The sequence below is a fragment of the Humiphilus diazotrophicus genome, from assembly GCF_059726315.1.
In genome coordinates, this window is the sequence record NZ_AP040870.1 from 6,299,473 (window position 1) to 6,315,885 (window position 16,413).

Here is a 16,413-nt window from a genome sequence, read left to right on the forward strand (position 1 = left end):
ACCACACTATGCCTTTAGGAAATCACCTGGTCGTGAAGATCTTCCGCCTGCAGTTCTTCTTTGGCTGGAAAACGAATCTGGAAGACTGAGCCTTGAAGTGGAGTACTGGTTACGGTGAGTTCTGCGCGGTGAGCATCTGCAATCCATCTGGCAATGGACAGTCCTAAGCCGCTTCCTGCCTGAGTTTTACGCTCACGAAGATCGGCCTGATAGAAGCGGTCAAAGACGTGCTGCCGCACCTCCTCTGTCATGCCTATTCCGGTATCGCGAACGGTTACCAGGATCTCTTTCGTGTTTCCAGAGACCTCTGCTCTTATCTCCCCGTGCTCCGGTGTGTATTTGATGGCATTGTCGAGAAGGATTCCCAGCAGCCTTTGCAGAAGTAGTTCGTCGCCTTCGATATATACAGGAGCATCCGGAAGATACCAATCGAGCATAATGCCGCTGGACTCCGCCAGATCCTCGACTCGTCTGCAACCGCTGACCACCAGCTCGCAGACATCGATTCTCTGGAAGGCTACTTCGTGCATAAAAGTATCGCTACGGGCCAAAGAGAGCAGTGCATCGAGCAAGGTAGAGGCTGTGCGGCATTCATTGACGATCTTGTCGAGGTTCTCCCGATACTCTTCTTCCGAACGATGACGATGGAGAGAGAGTTGCGCCGTGGCCAGAATTACCGTAATTGAGGTTCTTAAATCATGCGATACGTCTGCGGAAAACTGACTGAGCCGCGAGATCGCAACTTCCAATCGTCCCAGCAATTGATTCCATGCCACAGCGAGTTGTTGGAGCTCATCTTTGGCGGCAGGAACCGGCAGTCGTGCGGAGAGATTTCCTATACCGATGCCGATAGCAGCTTTCGTCAGGCGGTCGACTGGTTTGAGCGCCCGGCGGCTTAGGAAATATCCGCTGATGGCCGCGAGTAGCAGCAGTCCGGGCATGAGCAAGAGCAGAGAATTGCGATAAATCCTGAGTATGTAGAACTCTTCTTCGAGGGTTCCGCCGACATAGAGACGTACCAGCTTGCCATCCAATAGGATCAGATGGCACATGACCATTGCAGGCTGACCTTCTATTTGTTGATAGTGGAAGATGGTTTGGGCACAATTCTCCGGGGCTGCCGAAAGCCAGTCTTCTCCGCTTTGCTGCAGTGGAAATAGCAGGCTTCCATCTGGGTTCCGAATCTCTACTAGTTTGCCTTCGTGGGTCACCAGCGAATAGTTATGCAGGAGGCTGGTCAATGGAAGCGGCTTTTGTTGAGCATTGTTCTCTTCCAGGAAATGATTCAAGCGCTGTTCTCGCCCGAGCAGATGAGATTTCTTCCCCTGCAAAAGAGCGAAGCGCAGAGCTCCGTAGGAAAGAATTCCGAAGAGCAGCAGCCCTGAAAAGGTGACCAGAAGGTACCATAACGTAAGCTTGGCGCGTACAGATAGAGAGCCCATGGTATCCGGTCCTAGTCGGCTACAAACATGTAGCCGGTTCCGTGAATTGTGCGAATCAGAGGACGATCTGTATCTGGTTTACCTTCCAGCTTTGTTCGCAGACCGTGAATATAAACATCGAGCGTGTTCTCCTTCACATCTGCCAGATATCCCCAACCGGCCTCAATTAGCTGTTCGCGAGAGGTCACCAAGCCGCTTCGCCGCATCAGAGCCTCAAGCAGTTCGAATTGCTTTCTTGTAAGGGGAATCTGTTTGCCGTTCTTGATAGCCACCCTGCGGCTGCGGTCCAGCGTAATTCCTCCAACGTCAATGGGAGCGGGTTCTGTATTTTGCACGCGGCGGGCAATTGCCGAGACGCGGGCTAGGAGGATCTCCAGCAGAAATGGCTTGACCAGATAATCGTCTGCACCGAGATCGAAGGCCTGCAAGATACGCGGAACCGCATCGACGGCCGTTAAGACCAAGATGGGGGTCTTGCATCGCCTCGAACGTACCTCTTCAAGGACGGCAAAGCCATCCATACCGGGTAGAAGAATATCGAGCAACGCAGCATCGTATTTCCCGGTCAGCATCATCTCTGCCCCCTCGCGTCCATTGTGGGAGAGGACTACTCGGTGACCGTTTTCTTTTAATCCGCGTTCGACAAGGCTTGCAATTCTCTTGTCGTCTTCGATAACCAGCACGTTCATAGGAAAGTTTCGTGAAGAGCTGTGTCTAGGCTATGTGTCTTTAGGCTTACAGGAAAATGAAATTTTGATTACAACTGATAATTCTCAGGTCTTCTTAAGGTTGAGGATGTTGAATAAACAGAGCTGTTGGCTGGAATATGGAGAGCAATCCGGAGTTCTCCAGATTCTCAAGTACAGCAAATGCCTCCATCGGAATATTGAGTTCGAAGTTCACTGATGAGCCTGAGACGACTGATTTTTTGGATTCACCTGATTACGGGATCTTTTGCTGGTGTGGTGATCCTGTTCCTCTCACTGACCGGTTGCATGTTGACCTTTGAACGCCAGGTCATTGCTTTTGCTGAGCGCGATTACCGCTCCCAGGTGGTGCCGTCTACTGTGGAAGCGATGTCGATACATCGCCTGGTGTCGTTGGCACAGGGGGCCGAAGGAAAGTCTCCGTCAGCGATTGTCATTCCATCGGATAATCGCAATCCGATTGAGATTGACTTTGGGAAGGACAGCAGACTTTTCCTGAATCGCTATACGGGCGCAGTTCTAGGACATGGTGCGATACACACAAGAGCATTCTTTGCGACGATAACCGGGTTACATCGCTGGTTTGGAGCCTCTCCCGACAGGAAACCTCTGGCGCGGGCTGTTAAGGGGGTATTCACCTTTGCTTTGTTGGTCATGATTGTGACCGGGCTCTATCTCTGGTGTCCTCCAAGATGGAGCTGGCCGAGAATCAAAAACAGCCTCTTTCTCCGTATCGGATTGAAGGGCCATGCCTGGAACTGGAATCGTCACAACGTGATGGGCATTTGGGCAGCGGGACCACTCTTTGTCATTGTGATTACAGGTCTGATTCTCTCGTATCCCTGGGCCACAAATCTTCTTTACCGGTTGGCTGGTAGCCCTCCTCCCAATGCGGCTGAGAGCTCGAAGGAAGCGAAGCATGAAAACAGGACGGAGGATGCAGGTACTCCGCAACCGGCATTTCTCAGCATCGATCAGCTTTTCCTCAGCGCTCGTCAGCAGGCCATTGGCGAGCACAGCCTGACTGTGATTCTTCCCCATGCCTCCGACCGCAAGATAACCTTCTTAATCGATTTCGATAACGGCAGCCGTCCCGATCAGAAGGCGCAACTGGTCTTTGACCGAACCTCTGGAGCTGTTCTGAAGCTGGAGACTTTCTCTTCTTACAACCTGGGTAGACGGTTACGGATGTTCGTGAAGGTTGTTCACACAGGAGAAGCTGGAGGACTTTTCGGACAGGCGCTGAGTGGTTTGGCCAGCTTGGCGTGTGCTGCGCTGGTGTGGACCGGACTCGCATTATTTGTGCGCCGTATTCGCGCGTTCTATGCACGAAGACGGAAGGCCGAAGCGGTTGCTCAGATGGTGGTTCGTTGATGGGGTGCCGCCGGATCTTTCACGCTGCGTTAACTGTTTAGGTTGCGGCCCCGCTTTTCTGGTCCCAGTAGGATGATGACTCCCAGAACCATGATTACCGTGGCTTCGAAGAGAGTCATAGCCCAGGGATAGCCGAGATGGCCACGAAGTAGATATTCAATTCCGACGGAGGGTGCAGCAATCAGTACTCCCAGCTGATACACCAGTCCCGGGAAAAGTCCCCGGATGGATGCAGGGGAGAGCTCATTTAAGTGGGCGGGGATAATTCCGAAGGCTCCCTGTGCACTTGCCTGAATCAGGCAGGCACCAAAGAGCAGAGTCAATAGGGACCTTCCAAAGGCCCACGGTGCGAGAGAGACGATTCCGAGACCAAGCGCGAGAATAATGGTGCGTCTGCGTCCAAAGGATTCCGAAAGACGTCCGAAGAGAATAGCTCCAAAGATGGCGGCGAAGCTGCAGATTATCGGGATACCGTAGAAGACGTTCATTCCCAAAATCTTCTTCCCGGCCAGCCAGGGTAATGATTTGAGAAAGTCCGGATAGAGATCCTGATTTCCATGAGACAGGCAGTTAATAGCGGCCATAACCAGGAGCAGGTAACTGAAGATCTTGAAATTCTGCAGGAGAACGCGGCCAATGTCGCTGAAAGAGCGAGGCTGGTTCTTCTTCCAGGCAGAAGATTCCGGGGCTAGCCAGCTGAGGATGACGATCAGGAGAGTGATGATGAATCCAACCAGGAACATGGCACGCCAGCCAAAGAATGGCACGATTGTCATCATTCCACCTGCAGCCAGCAGATAACCGCAGGGATAGCCTGCCTGCATGATTCCGGAAAAGAGCCCCCGAAGATGTGCCGGAGCACTCTCCATGGCAAAGGATGCTCCAATGCCCCAGTAGCCTCCCATCCCAATTCCGTAGAGAGCCCGCATGGTTGCAAAGAAAGCAAAATTAGGGGCGAAGCCGCTGAGAACTGTAATGCTTGAGAAATAGAGAACACAGCAAATCAGTGGGACTCTTCGGCCAATGCGGTCGGCAAGAGCGCCAAAGAGCAGCGCACCGACCGGGCGGGTTGCCAGCGTAAGCGAGATCGTCCAGACGATTGCTTTCTTGTGGATATGAAAGTTGTCGGCCAGGGTATCGAGCAGAAAGATAACGACAAAGAAGTCGAAGGCATCCAGTATCCAGCCAAGAATGGCTGCCGTGACTGCATTCTGCCATTTGGGTACTTCCACCTGATTAGGCGTTGCCAGGGAAGAGGAGGAGTAATCCATACAAGAGCATCTCATTCTATAGGATGCATTTACAGGTGGAGAACCGTGAAATTTGATTGGCGGTTTCTGCTGCCCGTGTGGCCAGGAGAAGAAGAAGCCAGGAGCTTCCGATTGACGCCGTGCTCCATTTCAAAAGGTGGGCGAGCCCCACACAATTTGCGGAAAGATGCGAATCGTGTGGGGCGCACTGCAGTCCTGATAGCTTTGCTGTTATGTGATCGATGTAGTTACGTACTGCATGTGAAATTCTGTCTCTTATAACCCAAGATCGCTCAATCCCGGATGGTCGTCAGGACGGCGTCCAAGTGGCCAATGGTAGAGACGTTCGGATTCTTTGATAGGTAAATCATTGATAGAGGCATGGCGATGAGTCATCAGGCCGTTTTCATCGAATTGCCAGTTTTCGTTTCCATAGGAACGGAACCATTGCCCCGCTGCATCGTGGCACTCATAGGCGAATCGAACAGCGATGCGGTTCGTATCGAAGGCCCAGATTTCCTTGATTAGCCGGTATTCCAACTCCTTCTCCCACTTGCGCGTAAGGAACTGAACAATTTCTTCCCGTCCGGTAAGGAACTCGGAACGATTACGCCATTTGCTGTCGATAGAGTAGGCGAGTGAAACGCGCTGCGGATCGCGGGAATTCCAGCCGTCCTCAGCGGCACGGACTTTCAGAATCGCTATTTCACGGGTGAAGGGTGGAACGAGGGCAATCTGGGTCGACACAGACATCTGCTGCTCCTTACTGAACTGAAGTAGTAGTGTTACTCGTTGAGCTTTGTAGCCGGAAATATGCAGGCCTTGTTCTTCTGAAGCTCTATCGAGTGAAAAAGATTCAGCAATTCTGTTAATCCGCCAGGTGTGGCGTGGAGTACATCTTTTCTTGTGGCGCCCGTTCGTTTTGCGATTATGAACTTTTGTAAAGATTCAACTTTCGCCTGAGCGGTGGAGACATCTAAGCCCACAGGGTTGTACCTCATAGCCGAGAGGCGGGGTGGACCTTTTACGACCCGGAGGAGAAGCCATGCCACATATTACCGTTGGCAAAGAAAACTCGGGAGATATCGAACTGTATTACGAAGATCATGGGTCAGGAAAGCCAATCATCCTGATTCACGGCTGGCCTTTGAGCAGTCGGTCCTGGGAGAAACAGATTCCGGTGCTCATTAATGCCGGCTACCGGGTCATCACCTATGACCGCAGGGGATTTGGAGAATCCAGCAAACCCCTCTTTGGGTATAACTACGATACTCTCGCAGAGGATCTGTTCAAGCTGATTACTAATCTTGAGCTGGAAGATATAACGCTAGTTGGTTTCTCTATGGGTGGTGGCGAAGTCGCACGCTATCTTGGAACCTATGGTTCCGAGGGCATAAATAAGGCCGTCTTTATGGCTGCTATTCCTCCCTTTCTGCTCAAGACTGCAGAAAATCCCGAAGGGGTCGAAGGTGCTATTTTCGATAGCATCAAACAGGCTATTGTGGCGGATCGTCCGGCATTCTTGTCGAAATTCCTGTTCGACTTCTATAACATCGATGCGTTGAAGGACCGCATCAGCGAACAGGCCGTTCAGATGAGCTGGAATATTGCTGCTAATGCGTCTCCCAAGGGCACGCTGGATTGTGTCTCAGCATGGCTTACCGATTTTCGGCACGATCTTCAACGAATCAGTATTCCGACGCTGGTGATTCACGGAGACTCCGACCGCATTCTTCCATTAGCTGCCACAGGAAAACGTACCAATGAGATGGTAAAGGGAAGTAGTCTGGTGGTTATCCCAGGTGGACCTCATGGCTTGAATTGGACTCACGCGGAGAAGGTGAATGGCGAGCTTCTGAATTTTCTTGAAAGAGGAGATCTCTCGAAACAGAGAGTGGTGGCTTAGCAACCATCTGGAGTTTGTACATTTAGGAAAAGAAGAATTAAGAGAAGTGAAATAGTAATACCGGTGATTCAGCTTGTTTTGTGGCATTGTGTCAGGGCTGGCCTTCAGGCCAGCCGCAGCAATTCTTATAAGAGTGAATAGACATTTTCGGTAACAAATGCAGCGTGGGGCAGGGCTGCGCGAACAGTTGCAAGACACACCTTGAGTGGTCTTGGATGTGAAGAGGCAATGGCAGAACGCGTGAACGGATATAGGTTCAATGTTTTTGCAATATTCATCAACATTCGTTACCGAGAATGTTTCACCTCAGAAAAGAAGACAGCTTCGGTAGGCCTGAAGGCCTACCCCTAGAGTTTCTACATTTTCTTAGTCGATGACAGCCGAAAATCGTGTACAAAATCAGAATCTTAGAGGCGAATTGGCTTTTGCTGTGTGTCAGGGCTGGCCTTTAGGCCTGCCGAAAACAGTCTTCTTTGAAAAAGGAGACTGTTTCGGTAACACATGTGACGGGAAAAACAAAAGCATTGAACCTATACCAGTGTGCGCGTTTGGGTCACTGCTTCCAAGTCGAGGATACTCTCAAACTGAACCTTGCAACTATTCGGCCTTCTCAATTCCACGCTGCATCTGTTACCGAGAATGTCTGTCAAACTCCTCAAAAATTGCGGCGGATGGACTGAAGTCCATCCCTGACACAATGCCACGACTCAAGTTGGGCCACACGTCTTACCCTCTCACTTCTCTTAATTTTCTTTCTCTAAATGTAGAAACTCTAGCGGTAGGCCTGAAGGCCTACCCTGACACACCACAAAAGCCAATTTGACTTTACGAAAATGTAGAAACCCGAGGTGGTTGCTTAGCAACACCGCCAAAGCTTCTTCTCTAGTGTGCCGGGATGCGTGTCGCTGATGCCCCCACTTTTAAAAGTGGGGGCATCAAACGGCATCCCCAACCGATCAAAGTCTGGCCTCGATGATCCACCAGTGCACGGGAGATACGTGTTGCCAGCCAAACCTGTCTTGAGATGCTTTGGCGCATCGCTCGATGAAAGTCTTCCGCTCTTCCTCCCGAGAGATAAAAGAAGGCTGCCATCGCCGCGCTATGCAGGGCAATGGAAATTCCGTCTCCACTGAAGGAGCCAATTACAGCCATCTGGTCTCCCAGATGCCAGAGCCCATCCTCTGTTTTATGAACATGACCATAAGGAATGGACGAGATTGACAGAGGCTGAGGCCACAGGGGAATTGCTTTCTCAAGTCGGCAGGCCAGATGCGGCGAATTACTCTCGATCGCATCCAGAAGAGACGCCCAACTGCTACCGAATTTGCGAAAGGCATCTCTTCGCACCAGCAAACAGAGATTTGCAACGTTATCTTCGATGAGTTGTAATCCGCAATAGCCTTCAGGAAACAGCATAAGCTCTACGGTGTTTCTTATCTCAAGAGCATTTTGCTCTGTAAGGCTCCAATGCATCTTGAAGGCTATTAAGTCGTTCTGTTGTCCGGGAGGACGCCGCCACCCACGTAGATCGTGTTTTCCTGTTGCGAGGAAAGCATCTTTTGCCTCGATGATTTCTCCTGTACTCAAGTGCGCTTTCCAGCAGGAGAGCCTTTGCAGCGATTCAACACTTCTTCCGCGTACGATGTTTGCACCCGCAGTTGAGGCGCGAAGTAGCACGAACTCGTCCAGGCTGTAGCGGGATAAGGAGAACGCAGGAAAGGGCAGCGTGGACTGTATTCTTTGCCGACCGTGTATCAAACGAACTGTTGTGATCGGTACGGCTCCGAGAGTTACCGGATCGACCCCAAGTTCGACGAGATAGTCGATAGCTTCCCGGCTTAGGAATTCTCCGCAGATTTTATGATGGGCTTCTCTTTTCCTTTCGACCAGGGTTACGTCTTTCCCTTGATTTGCCAAATGTATGGCAAGCGCTGAACCTGCGGGACCGCCGCCGACGATCAAGGCATCGCTAGCCATTATTCCTTGAGCCTGTTGACGCAGAGACGGAAAGGCATATGCCACTGAATGCCAATCGTATCGGTACTGAGTCCGGCTGTCGCGCAGAAGTGCTTCCAGTCGGAGGTAGTGAAGCTACGCAAAACGGAGATCGGCCCGTCATGTTGAACGAAGGGATGCCATGCCGCCAGCCTTGCCCAGATCCTGAAGATATAGAACGGAAGCGGATGGCGATGAAGATCGTTGATGAACCAGCCTCTGGTTGTGCGCTCTTCCATCCAGGAGAGGAAGCGAACAATCTCCGCGTTTGACAGATGGTGGGTAAAGAGGGAACTGATGATTATGTCGACAGGTTCATCGTTGTAGGTGAAAGGATCTGTGGTGAGGAAATGGATATCGAGTTCCGCAGGGGTGGCTTCTCTCGCCGCTTGTGTGGAATGCGGATTGATGTCTATCCCGGTCAGGTGAACAGGAACACCACGGCGCTGACTCCAACGTGCAACCTGTCTGAGCATATCGCCGAAACCGCAACCCACGTCGAGGATTCTCAACGGCTGCGTTGCCGCAGAACTAGATAGGAGCCGATCAAGCCACTGAAGTGTTGGGCGGTAAGCCAGGGTACAGACATTAACATTGGCTAAATCTCGCAGACAACCTTGGAATTCCGCGTAGCTGCATGGCTGGTCCATGAGCTCGGCCATCTCATAACATCTTGCTTCGTAGAATTGACCCTTATTCTGCATGAAAGAGTAATGTCTCCGCTGTAAGTCCAGGACCGAAGGCCATTGCGCATCCCTTTTCGCCCGAGCGTGCCCGCTGCATAATCTGCTGAAGTACAAACATCACCGTGGCCGAAGACATGTTGCCGAAGCGGCAAAGTACGTCTCGCGAAGAGGAGAGGGCGCCCTCACGTAGCTCCAGGGCTTCTTCCACTGCGTCGAGAATCGATTGGCCCCCCGGATGTACTGCCCATAGGTCAACGTCTTGAGGCGAGATTCCTTCTGTAGCCTCTTTCAATCCTGCTTTCAGCCCCTTGGAGATTTCGCCCGGCACCTTGCCGGAGAGAAACATATCGAAACCGAGGTCACGAATACGCCAGGTGATGAGATCTCGCGTCTCGGGAATCAGCATGGTCCGAAAACTATCGAGCGTCAGGCCGGTCTTTTGAGCACTGACCAAGGAGGCTGCGCATCCGTCACCGAATATCAGAAAGGAGAGGATCTGATTCAGGTCCTGAGTCTCCTGCATATGTAACGTACATTGTTCCAAATTCAAGACCAGCACATGGGAGGATGGTTCGGAGCGTACGACGTGCCTTGCAAGTTTCAAAGCATTCATTGCGGCATAGCAACCCATGAAGCCGATCATGGTGCGTTCTATTCCAGGATCAAGGCCGAGATAATCGATGATTTCGAAGTCTAGCCCTGGCGCATAATGTCCGGTACAGCAGGTTATGACGATATGACTGATTTGTTGTTTCTCGGTTGCGGAGAGTTGCAGGTTGTCTAGAGTGCGAAAGGCAAGAGCCGGAGCGAATTGCTCAAATTGCTCCATACGTTTCCCTGTGGAGGGAAAGCTGCCTCTTCGGTAGAACTCCGCAGCATGTACGGAAAAGACTCCCTTAGCCGGTCCGCATTGTAGCCAGGAATAGCGATGATGAATACCTGAGCGTTCCGCCATCCGAAGAAAGACGGCTCGGGCACGATCCTTTTCCAGAAGATCTTTAGCGAAATCGACAAAGGCTGTGTGCACGTCGTGGTCGGGAACAGCGGTAGCTATGCGGTTGATATATGCGTCTGTCATGACATCTCTCGTCGGTCTGAAATGTGCGGAGTCGCTTCCCGTAGAGGCCAAATAAGAACTTCCTGAGCATCCGAGTATTGCAGTAAGGCGGGCGGAGCTTGGATTTTGAGTCCAATCGAGGCTCCAATACTGTTTTCTGTAATCTCTGCTGTCGCGGATTGCAGTGCCCACGGCCGATGATGGATCTCAGCCCGATACACTCGTTCTTGTACTACTGTATAGAGGCAATAGCGTTCCGCCAGCCAATATTCCAACGTCCCTTTTTCTGCGAAGTAAATGTCGGTATCTGCTGTATAGCGGGCTCGAAAAGAAGCCCTGCGATTAAGACGTTCGCTGGCATAGCTGATACTTCCATTCTCGTGCCGGATATTCATTGCAGACTGAAAATAGGGAAGATGAAAAAACATACGAGCTCCGATAACTGCAAGCAGGCTGGCGGCATCCAGGCTGAAGAAATAGACTCCGGACATCTCTCCATATTTCACATAGGTACGGCAGTTGAGTTCGGGAAATTTCCAGAGGGAGCCTACAATCGACAGACCTAGAGGCCGCATGTAGAGCTGAAATGGTGCAAGAGAAAACCACGCATCCCCGTCATAGGTCTCAAGTTCAAGTTGCATGGGCACCAGTGGGCGCAGATATCGGACCGGTACAGGCCAGTGCGCGAAGAGAAGCTTATACCAGCCTTGTTCCATGATCCATGGTCCACGCGGTGGCGGCCACGGGCGATGTTCAACCTCTTGGGCAAGAAGAGAATCCATCCTCACATAAATATGGATGCAGGGGAGGCGTGGGAGGACCAAGAATCCTTATCCTGATACTAGAGCAAAGCCAGCGTTACTATGTCCTATCCAAATTCGGCGATGTGCAGGTTTTCTTGACGAAAAACCTGCGTAGGGAGCTGTGGTTCGGGATACACCTACGCTGGTTTTGCTCTAACTGCGCTGACAATAGAGCTGAAAGCATTTCCCGCAAAGGTGTAAAGCGGGAAATGCTTTCGGTTCCTGGAGTGGAGATAGATTCGGGAAGCCAGTGCTTGTGGTCTTCATCGAAGCTGTGGATACTGTTAGACCGCACGAAACCGAATCGCCTGAAATGGTCGGCCTGTCAGTTGTAGTTTGGTTGTACCGGAAAAGCGCCCGGAAATAGGAGTTATGGTCATCTCTATCGGGTCAATTTTTTCGGCGGTAAAAGTTCCTTCCGGCAGGGGAAATTCGTACCAGATAGGCTGATGGAAATCGAAGAAGTACAAGATCACACGAGCATGTTTTCCGTCATCTGCGTAAGCCGTGGCATTCAGGTAATAAGGATTAGCAGCGGCTGTGAAACCGGAGCGTGGATAGTATGCCGGAACCGGGTGGCCGTCGGATTGAATGCTCTCTTCGATCAGTTTCCGCAAGAATGCAATTTGCGCCGGACTGCTGCCATGCAATTTCCCGCCATGTGACCACCAGATCGTTGGTGTAGATTCCTCGTTGGCAGGTTTTGTCGGATCGAGATAAGTTTCGCCGTGGGTTACATAGCATCCGGCGATCGTGCCCAGCCAGAATCTACGGGTCATTTCCATCCCCGAGATATTTCCCCAACGCCGATTGAGGTTTCCTTCGTACATTACTTCGTCATAGCAGATTGGCTTATGCCACGCGGCAAGATACTTTGAAGCACTGGCAAAGTCATAAGTCTGCAGACTTGCATGCGTAACCCAAGGGCGTGCGTAGTCATACATCACAACCGAGTAGTGGACGGAACGGAGATGTCCAAACGGGTCTTTCTCTTCGACGACATGGAAGAAGCGATCGAAATCTTGCGTCGATTTCTGTTTCATCAAGTCGTATTCATTCGCCAAAGACCACCAGATGTTACGGTATGCAGCAAAGCGCGCGATAACGTAGCGAAGATACCTGTCATCGGCTTCCGCAGGCATCGAGCAGTAACCCCAGCGGTCATAGGGATGGAAGAGAATCAAGTCGGCTTCGATGTTCAAGGCGCGAAGATCGGCGATTCTTTCTTCGAGCTTCGCAAAGAATTTGGGGTTCAGGCGCGTGAAATCAGACTTTCCGGCTGCGTCGCGTACGAAGGGATAGAACTCGGGTTCATTGTGGTTGTACTCATAGCTCTTCGGAAAGACGCACATCCGTATTTTGTTGAAAGCCGAGTTTCGCAGGGTTTCGAGAGTCTGCTTCTGAATCTCCTCCGGTTGATGTACCCAGGCATAGCAAGTTGTGCCAAAGGGAAAGAATGGGACGCCATCTGCATAGGCGAAGTGATGTTGATTATGGACTCGCACCGGACCATGAACGCCTGCCAAAGGCGGAGTAGCCGTAAAACTGCCCCTCTGTCCGCTAAGTACCGGCTGATTGCTCGAGACAGTGTAGCTCCAACTGCCTGCAGCGTCCGGCATGAAACGAATCTTGTAGATTCCCTTGCCGTCCTTTTCTCCGTCATAAAATCCATCGGCCTCAACCGTTCGGTGCCCCATGGAGAAAGACGCAGATAATTGCACTTCCAGAAATGGATTGCCCGTTGCCGGTCCTTCCAGTGTGAGCTCAAAGACCTCCCACACCGGGACAGGAGTGTGTTCAGGTTGGGCCGCCGCTTTCAACGAAGAAGGAGTGACGGTCGAGAGTGCTCCTACAGAAGCGAGCTTCAGAACATTGCGTCGTGATAATTTGTTCAAGTCCAACCTGCCAATGAATGTGGTAGTACCAATTTCTTGTGAGTACAGTGGATACCATTCATGGGCAAAAATGAAGCTTATCTTCCGAAAGAGAATCTCCTGGGTAACAAACATGGGCCTACATTGGCGTAGCCGATAAGCCTCATAGAGAGTGGCTATCAACCAGTTCCTGAACGAAGCGAAGTGAGCCGTGCCTTCATCGCGGGAATACTTCACGATACCGTCGTCCGTCCCCCGGTTCGAGATTCTCCCAAATCGTTTTACTTATGAGGTTTTTCCTGTTTCAGACCCGTTCCGATACCGGTCTTTCGTGGCGTCCAGCTTCCCGTGCCGATCTGTAAGTAGCTCATTTTAAATCGCTTGAATTTTCTGCTTGCCCAGAGATTTCCTGGCCCGGAGAAATGTGTATCCTTGCAGCTTGACAAACGTTATATCCCGTAGGTATTTTGTCTCCTTCGTAGCTAGTAAATGGTTTTAGCGAATTTAGTTGTCGATGTCTGAAAGAGGATTTTGCAGGAGCGGTAAACGTTAACAGATGGCGCAGAAGAGCATCCCTTTTGAAGAGTGCTTTCGCCCCGCTCGGCAATTTCGGCTTTTGATCGTTCAGTCCTGAGCTTTGAGCTCGTTTGAACGACAGACATGATCAGGTTTGTTTGTTGTGGTACAACTCATCCGGTGGAGCGGACTGGCCCCGCTCCACTGTTTTTTTGAGTTTTGCTCCCCAAAAGTTTTGGACGTTACCAAGCCCCGCAAGACTGGATTTGACCATGTTACGTAGAAGATCATTGTCTGTTTTTCTGGCCGCCTTTTGCCTAGCAATCCTGCCCTTAGCTGCACAATGGAATCCCGCTAATCCTGCACTTAAGTATCAGAAGGAGCAGAGCGGACTCGTTATTTATCAGAAAGACGGAGTGCTTCGTCTTGAGGTTTGCTCGCCGACTATCGTGCACGTGACCTATGCCCGTGAAGAGCATGTCCCGGAGCATCCTTCCGATGGCGTAATCGTTAAGAAGTCCTGGGCTCCGGTTGAATGGAATGTAGCGGAAGACGATAAGGCGATTACGCTGGCGACTTCGAAGATCAAGCTTGTTGTAGCCAAGGAAGATGGCAGCATTGCTTACCAGGATGCAGCAGGACAAAAGCTTACCTCCGATACCTACCGCTCGCTGCGTCCGGTTACCGTCAATGGTGAGCAGACCAACCATGCAGAAGTCTTCTTCGGTATCTATGGTTCGCATGAAGCTTTCTATGGTCTGGGACAGCATCAGGCAGGTGTTTGGAACTACCGCGGTGAAATTGTCAATCTGGCGCAGGAAAATACGAACATCGCTATTCCGTTGCTTGTCTCCACAAATGGTTACGGAATCTTCTGGAATAACCCTTCCCACAGCCGTTTCAATAATCAATTTGTGCACTCTCTTTATGTAAGTGCTGAAGTTGCAGATAACATCGATTACTACTTCTTCTATGGTCCTGAGTTCGATTCCATAGTTGCCAGTTATCGGGAGCTGACCGGTGGCGTGCCAATGTTTGGCCGCTGGGCTTATGGCTTCTGGCAGTGCAAGAACAAGTACACCGCTCAGGACCAGTTACTGAACGTGGCGACAAAATATCGCCAGCTTCATATCCCTGTAGACAATATCGTTCAGGACTGGTTCTGGTGGCAGAACATGGGTGAGATGAAGTTCAACAAGAACTATCCAGATCCCCAGGCCATGATCGATGGCCTGCATAAACAGAACTTCCATCTGATGGTTTCTATCTGGCCCTATCTTCGTCCTGGCAGCAAGGAATACGACACGATGAAGGAGAAGGGCTGGCTGCTGGATACGATGAAGGTCTCCGGTTTTCATCCCGCCGGAATGGGACCCTATGATCCGACCAATCCCGAGGCTGCCAAGTTCTACTGGAACAATGTGAATGAAGGGTTATTTTCGAAAGGTGTCGATTCCTGGTGGTTGGATACCGACGAGCCGGAGACGGAAGGCAAGGAAGACAACATCATCGTTAATTCGCAACTCCACCTTGGCAGTGGCGCCCGCTATGCGAATATCTATCCTCTTGCGCATACCGGCAATGTAGCCAATGGACAACGCGAGGCCAGCGATCAGAAGCGAGTCTTCATCCTCTCCCGCTCAGCCTACGCAGGTGCACAGAGGAATGGTATTACTGCGTGGTCGGGTGATGTCCTCTCGGATTTTGTGACCTTTGAGCGCCAGATCCCCGCTGGACTGAACTACGCGATTTCGGGAATGCCCTACTGGACTACCGATATCGGAGGCTTCATCTCTGGAGGCAATCTAAACGATCCAAAGTTCCGTGAGCTGTTTGTTCGCTGGTTTCAGTTCGGTACCTTCTCTCCGATCTTCCGCGTACACGGTACCCGGAATCCGGATGAAAACGAACTATGGTCCTACGGGCCGGAAGCGCAAAAGATCCTCGTGAACTACGACACTCTGCGCTATCGCATGTTGCCCTACATCTACTCTCTGGCCTGGAAGACCACACACGAGAATTACACTCCGATGCGTCCGCTGGTAATGGATTATCGGACCGATTTGCAGGCTCAGAATGTTGGAGACCAATATCTGTACGGTCCGGCATTCCTTGTAAACCCTGTCTATAAGCAGGGTGCAACGAAGCGCACCGTCTACTTCCCGAAGAGCAAGTGGTTCGATTTCTGGACAGGAGAAGCGGTCGAGGGTGGGAACTTTGCCGAGGTCTCGGCTCCGCTGGAGAAACTGCCTCTCTTTGTACGCGCCGGTTCCATCGTTCCTCTTGGGCCGGAAATGGAATGGGCTACCCAGAAACCCTCTGATCCAATCGAGTTGCGTGTCTATCCGGGAGCGGATGGCAATTTCACCATCTATGAAGATGAGAATGACAATTACAACTACGAGAAGGGTCAGTATGCGACCATTCCTCTCCAGTGGAACGACAAGGGTCGGACTCTGACCATTGGCGACCGGCAGGGAAGCTTCCCGGAAATGTTGGCTACTCACAACTTCCGCATCGTTGTGGTGGGGAAGAATCATGGAGTAGGTGTTGCTGCTTCCGCCAAGGACGACCGGAACGTGAGCTATACCGGCAAGGCGGTTACCGTCCATCTCGAAGGATCTGCGAAGTAGTCGTCTATAACCTTTTTACTAATGTCTTAATAGTTAATTTGCCGCCAGCGGTGTATATGCTGGCGGCAAGCTTTTGTGGCTTGTAATTGCCAGGATTGACCCGGATAAATTGACTCCTATTGCAAGGGGGAGAGCGGATTTGGTGGGTGGTTTTAAATGCCCCGGGTTTT

General features: G+C 51.2%; 12 protein-coding genes. 3 read left to right on the forward strand and 9 right to left on the reverse strand.

Features of this window, described 5'->3' with window-relative positions; genetic code table 11:
* Positions 1-14 precede the first annotated feature (14 nt).
* Both AC6I7T_RS25635 and AC6I7T_RS25640 read right to left on the reverse strand, forming a co-directional pair.
* On the reverse strand, positions 15-1,442 hold the full coding sequence (locus tag AC6I7T_RS25635; RefSeq protein ID WP_497790613.1) for an ATP-binding protein: 1,428 nt from the start codon (positions 1,440-1,442) through the stop codon (positions 15-17).
* A gap of 11 nt (positions 1,443-1,453) precedes the next feature.
* The gene (locus AC6I7T_RS25640; RefSeq protein ID WP_497790614.1) at positions 1,454-2,131 is read right to left on the reverse strand and encodes a response regulator transcription factor; all 678 of its coding nucleotides are present in this window, start codon (positions 2,129-2,131) and stop codon (positions 1,454-1,456) included.
* A 216-nt stretch (positions 2,132-2,347) separates the two neighbouring features.
* Here AC6I7T_RS25640 and AC6I7T_RS25645 point away from each other — a divergent pair, with 216 nt between their 5' ends.
* Positions 2,348-3,523, forward strand: a complete 1,176-nt coding sequence (locus tag AC6I7T_RS25645) for a PepSY-associated TM helix domain-containing protein (protein WP_497790615.1) — start codon at positions 2,348-2,350, stop codon at positions 3,521-3,523.
* 29 nt (positions 3,524-3,552) lie between these two features.
* Here the strand turns inward: AC6I7T_RS25645 and AC6I7T_RS25650 are convergent, their stop codons facing one another.
* Both AC6I7T_RS25650 and AC6I7T_RS25655 read right to left on the reverse strand, forming a co-directional pair.
* Entirely contained in the window at positions 3,553-4,794 is a 1,242-nt protein-coding gene (locus tag AC6I7T_RS25650; protein WP_497790616.1) for an MFS transporter, read from the reverse strand.
* Positions 4,795-5,049: 255 nt separating this feature from the next.
* Positions 5,050-5,526, reverse strand: a complete 477-nt coding sequence (locus AC6I7T_RS25655) for a nuclear transport factor 2 family protein (RefSeq protein ID WP_497790617.1) — start codon at positions 5,524-5,526, stop codon at positions 5,050-5,052.
* Between the two features lie 292 nt (positions 5,527-5,818).
* Between AC6I7T_RS25655 and AC6I7T_RS25660 the strand changes: the two genes are divergently transcribed.
* Positions 5,819-6,679: an alpha/beta fold hydrolase gene (locus tag AC6I7T_RS25660; protein ID WP_497790618.1), complete on the forward strand. Its 861-nt coding sequence runs from the start codon at positions 5,819-5,821 to the stop codon at positions 6,677-6,679.
* An 882-nt stretch (positions 6,680-7,561) separates the two neighbouring features.
* Here the strand turns inward: AC6I7T_RS25660 and AC6I7T_RS25665 are convergent.
* From AC6I7T_RS25665 to AC6I7T_RS25685, 5 genes are all read right to left on the reverse strand, one after another.
* Entirely contained in the window at positions 7,562-8,656 is a 1,095-nt protein-coding gene (locus AC6I7T_RS25665; RefSeq protein WP_497790619.1) for an NAD(P)/FAD-dependent oxidoreductase, read from the reverse strand.
* Positions 8,656-9,378, reverse strand: a complete 723-nt coding sequence (locus AC6I7T_RS25670; protein ID WP_497790620.1) for a methyltransferase domain-containing protein — start codon at positions 9,376-9,378, stop codon at positions 8,656-8,658. Before AC6I7T_RS25670 ends, AC6I7T_RS25665 begins: the two co-directional genes overlap by 1 nt.
* Positions 9,368-10,438: a type III polyketide synthase gene (locus AC6I7T_RS25675; RefSeq protein ID WP_497790621.1), complete on the reverse strand. Its 1,071-nt coding sequence runs from the start codon at positions 10,436-10,438 to the stop codon at positions 9,368-9,370. The genes AC6I7T_RS25670 and AC6I7T_RS25675 overlap by 11 nt, the downstream gene beginning before the upstream one ends.
* Positions 10,435-11,199, reverse strand: coding sequence for a YqjF family protein (locus AC6I7T_RS25680; RefSeq protein ID WP_497790622.1), 765 nt, complete (start codon positions 11,197-11,199; stop codon positions 10,435-10,437). The genes AC6I7T_RS25675 and AC6I7T_RS25680 overlap by 4 nt, the downstream gene beginning before the upstream one ends.
* Positions 11,200-11,504: 305 nt before the next feature.
* Positions 11,505-13,331, reverse strand: coding sequence for a DUF5060 domain-containing protein (locus tag AC6I7T_RS25685; protein ID WP_497790623.1), 1,827 nt, complete (start codon positions 13,329-13,331; stop codon positions 11,505-11,507).
* A gap of 569 nt (positions 13,332-13,900) precedes the next feature.
* Between AC6I7T_RS25685 and AC6I7T_RS25690 the strand changes: the two genes are divergently transcribed.
* Positions 13,901-16,243: a glycoside hydrolase family 31 protein gene (locus AC6I7T_RS25690; RefSeq protein WP_497790624.1), complete on the forward strand. Its 2,343-nt coding sequence runs from the start codon at positions 13,901-13,903 to the stop codon at positions 16,241-16,243.
* The last annotated feature ends 170 nt before the right edge of the window (positions 16,244-16,413 follow it).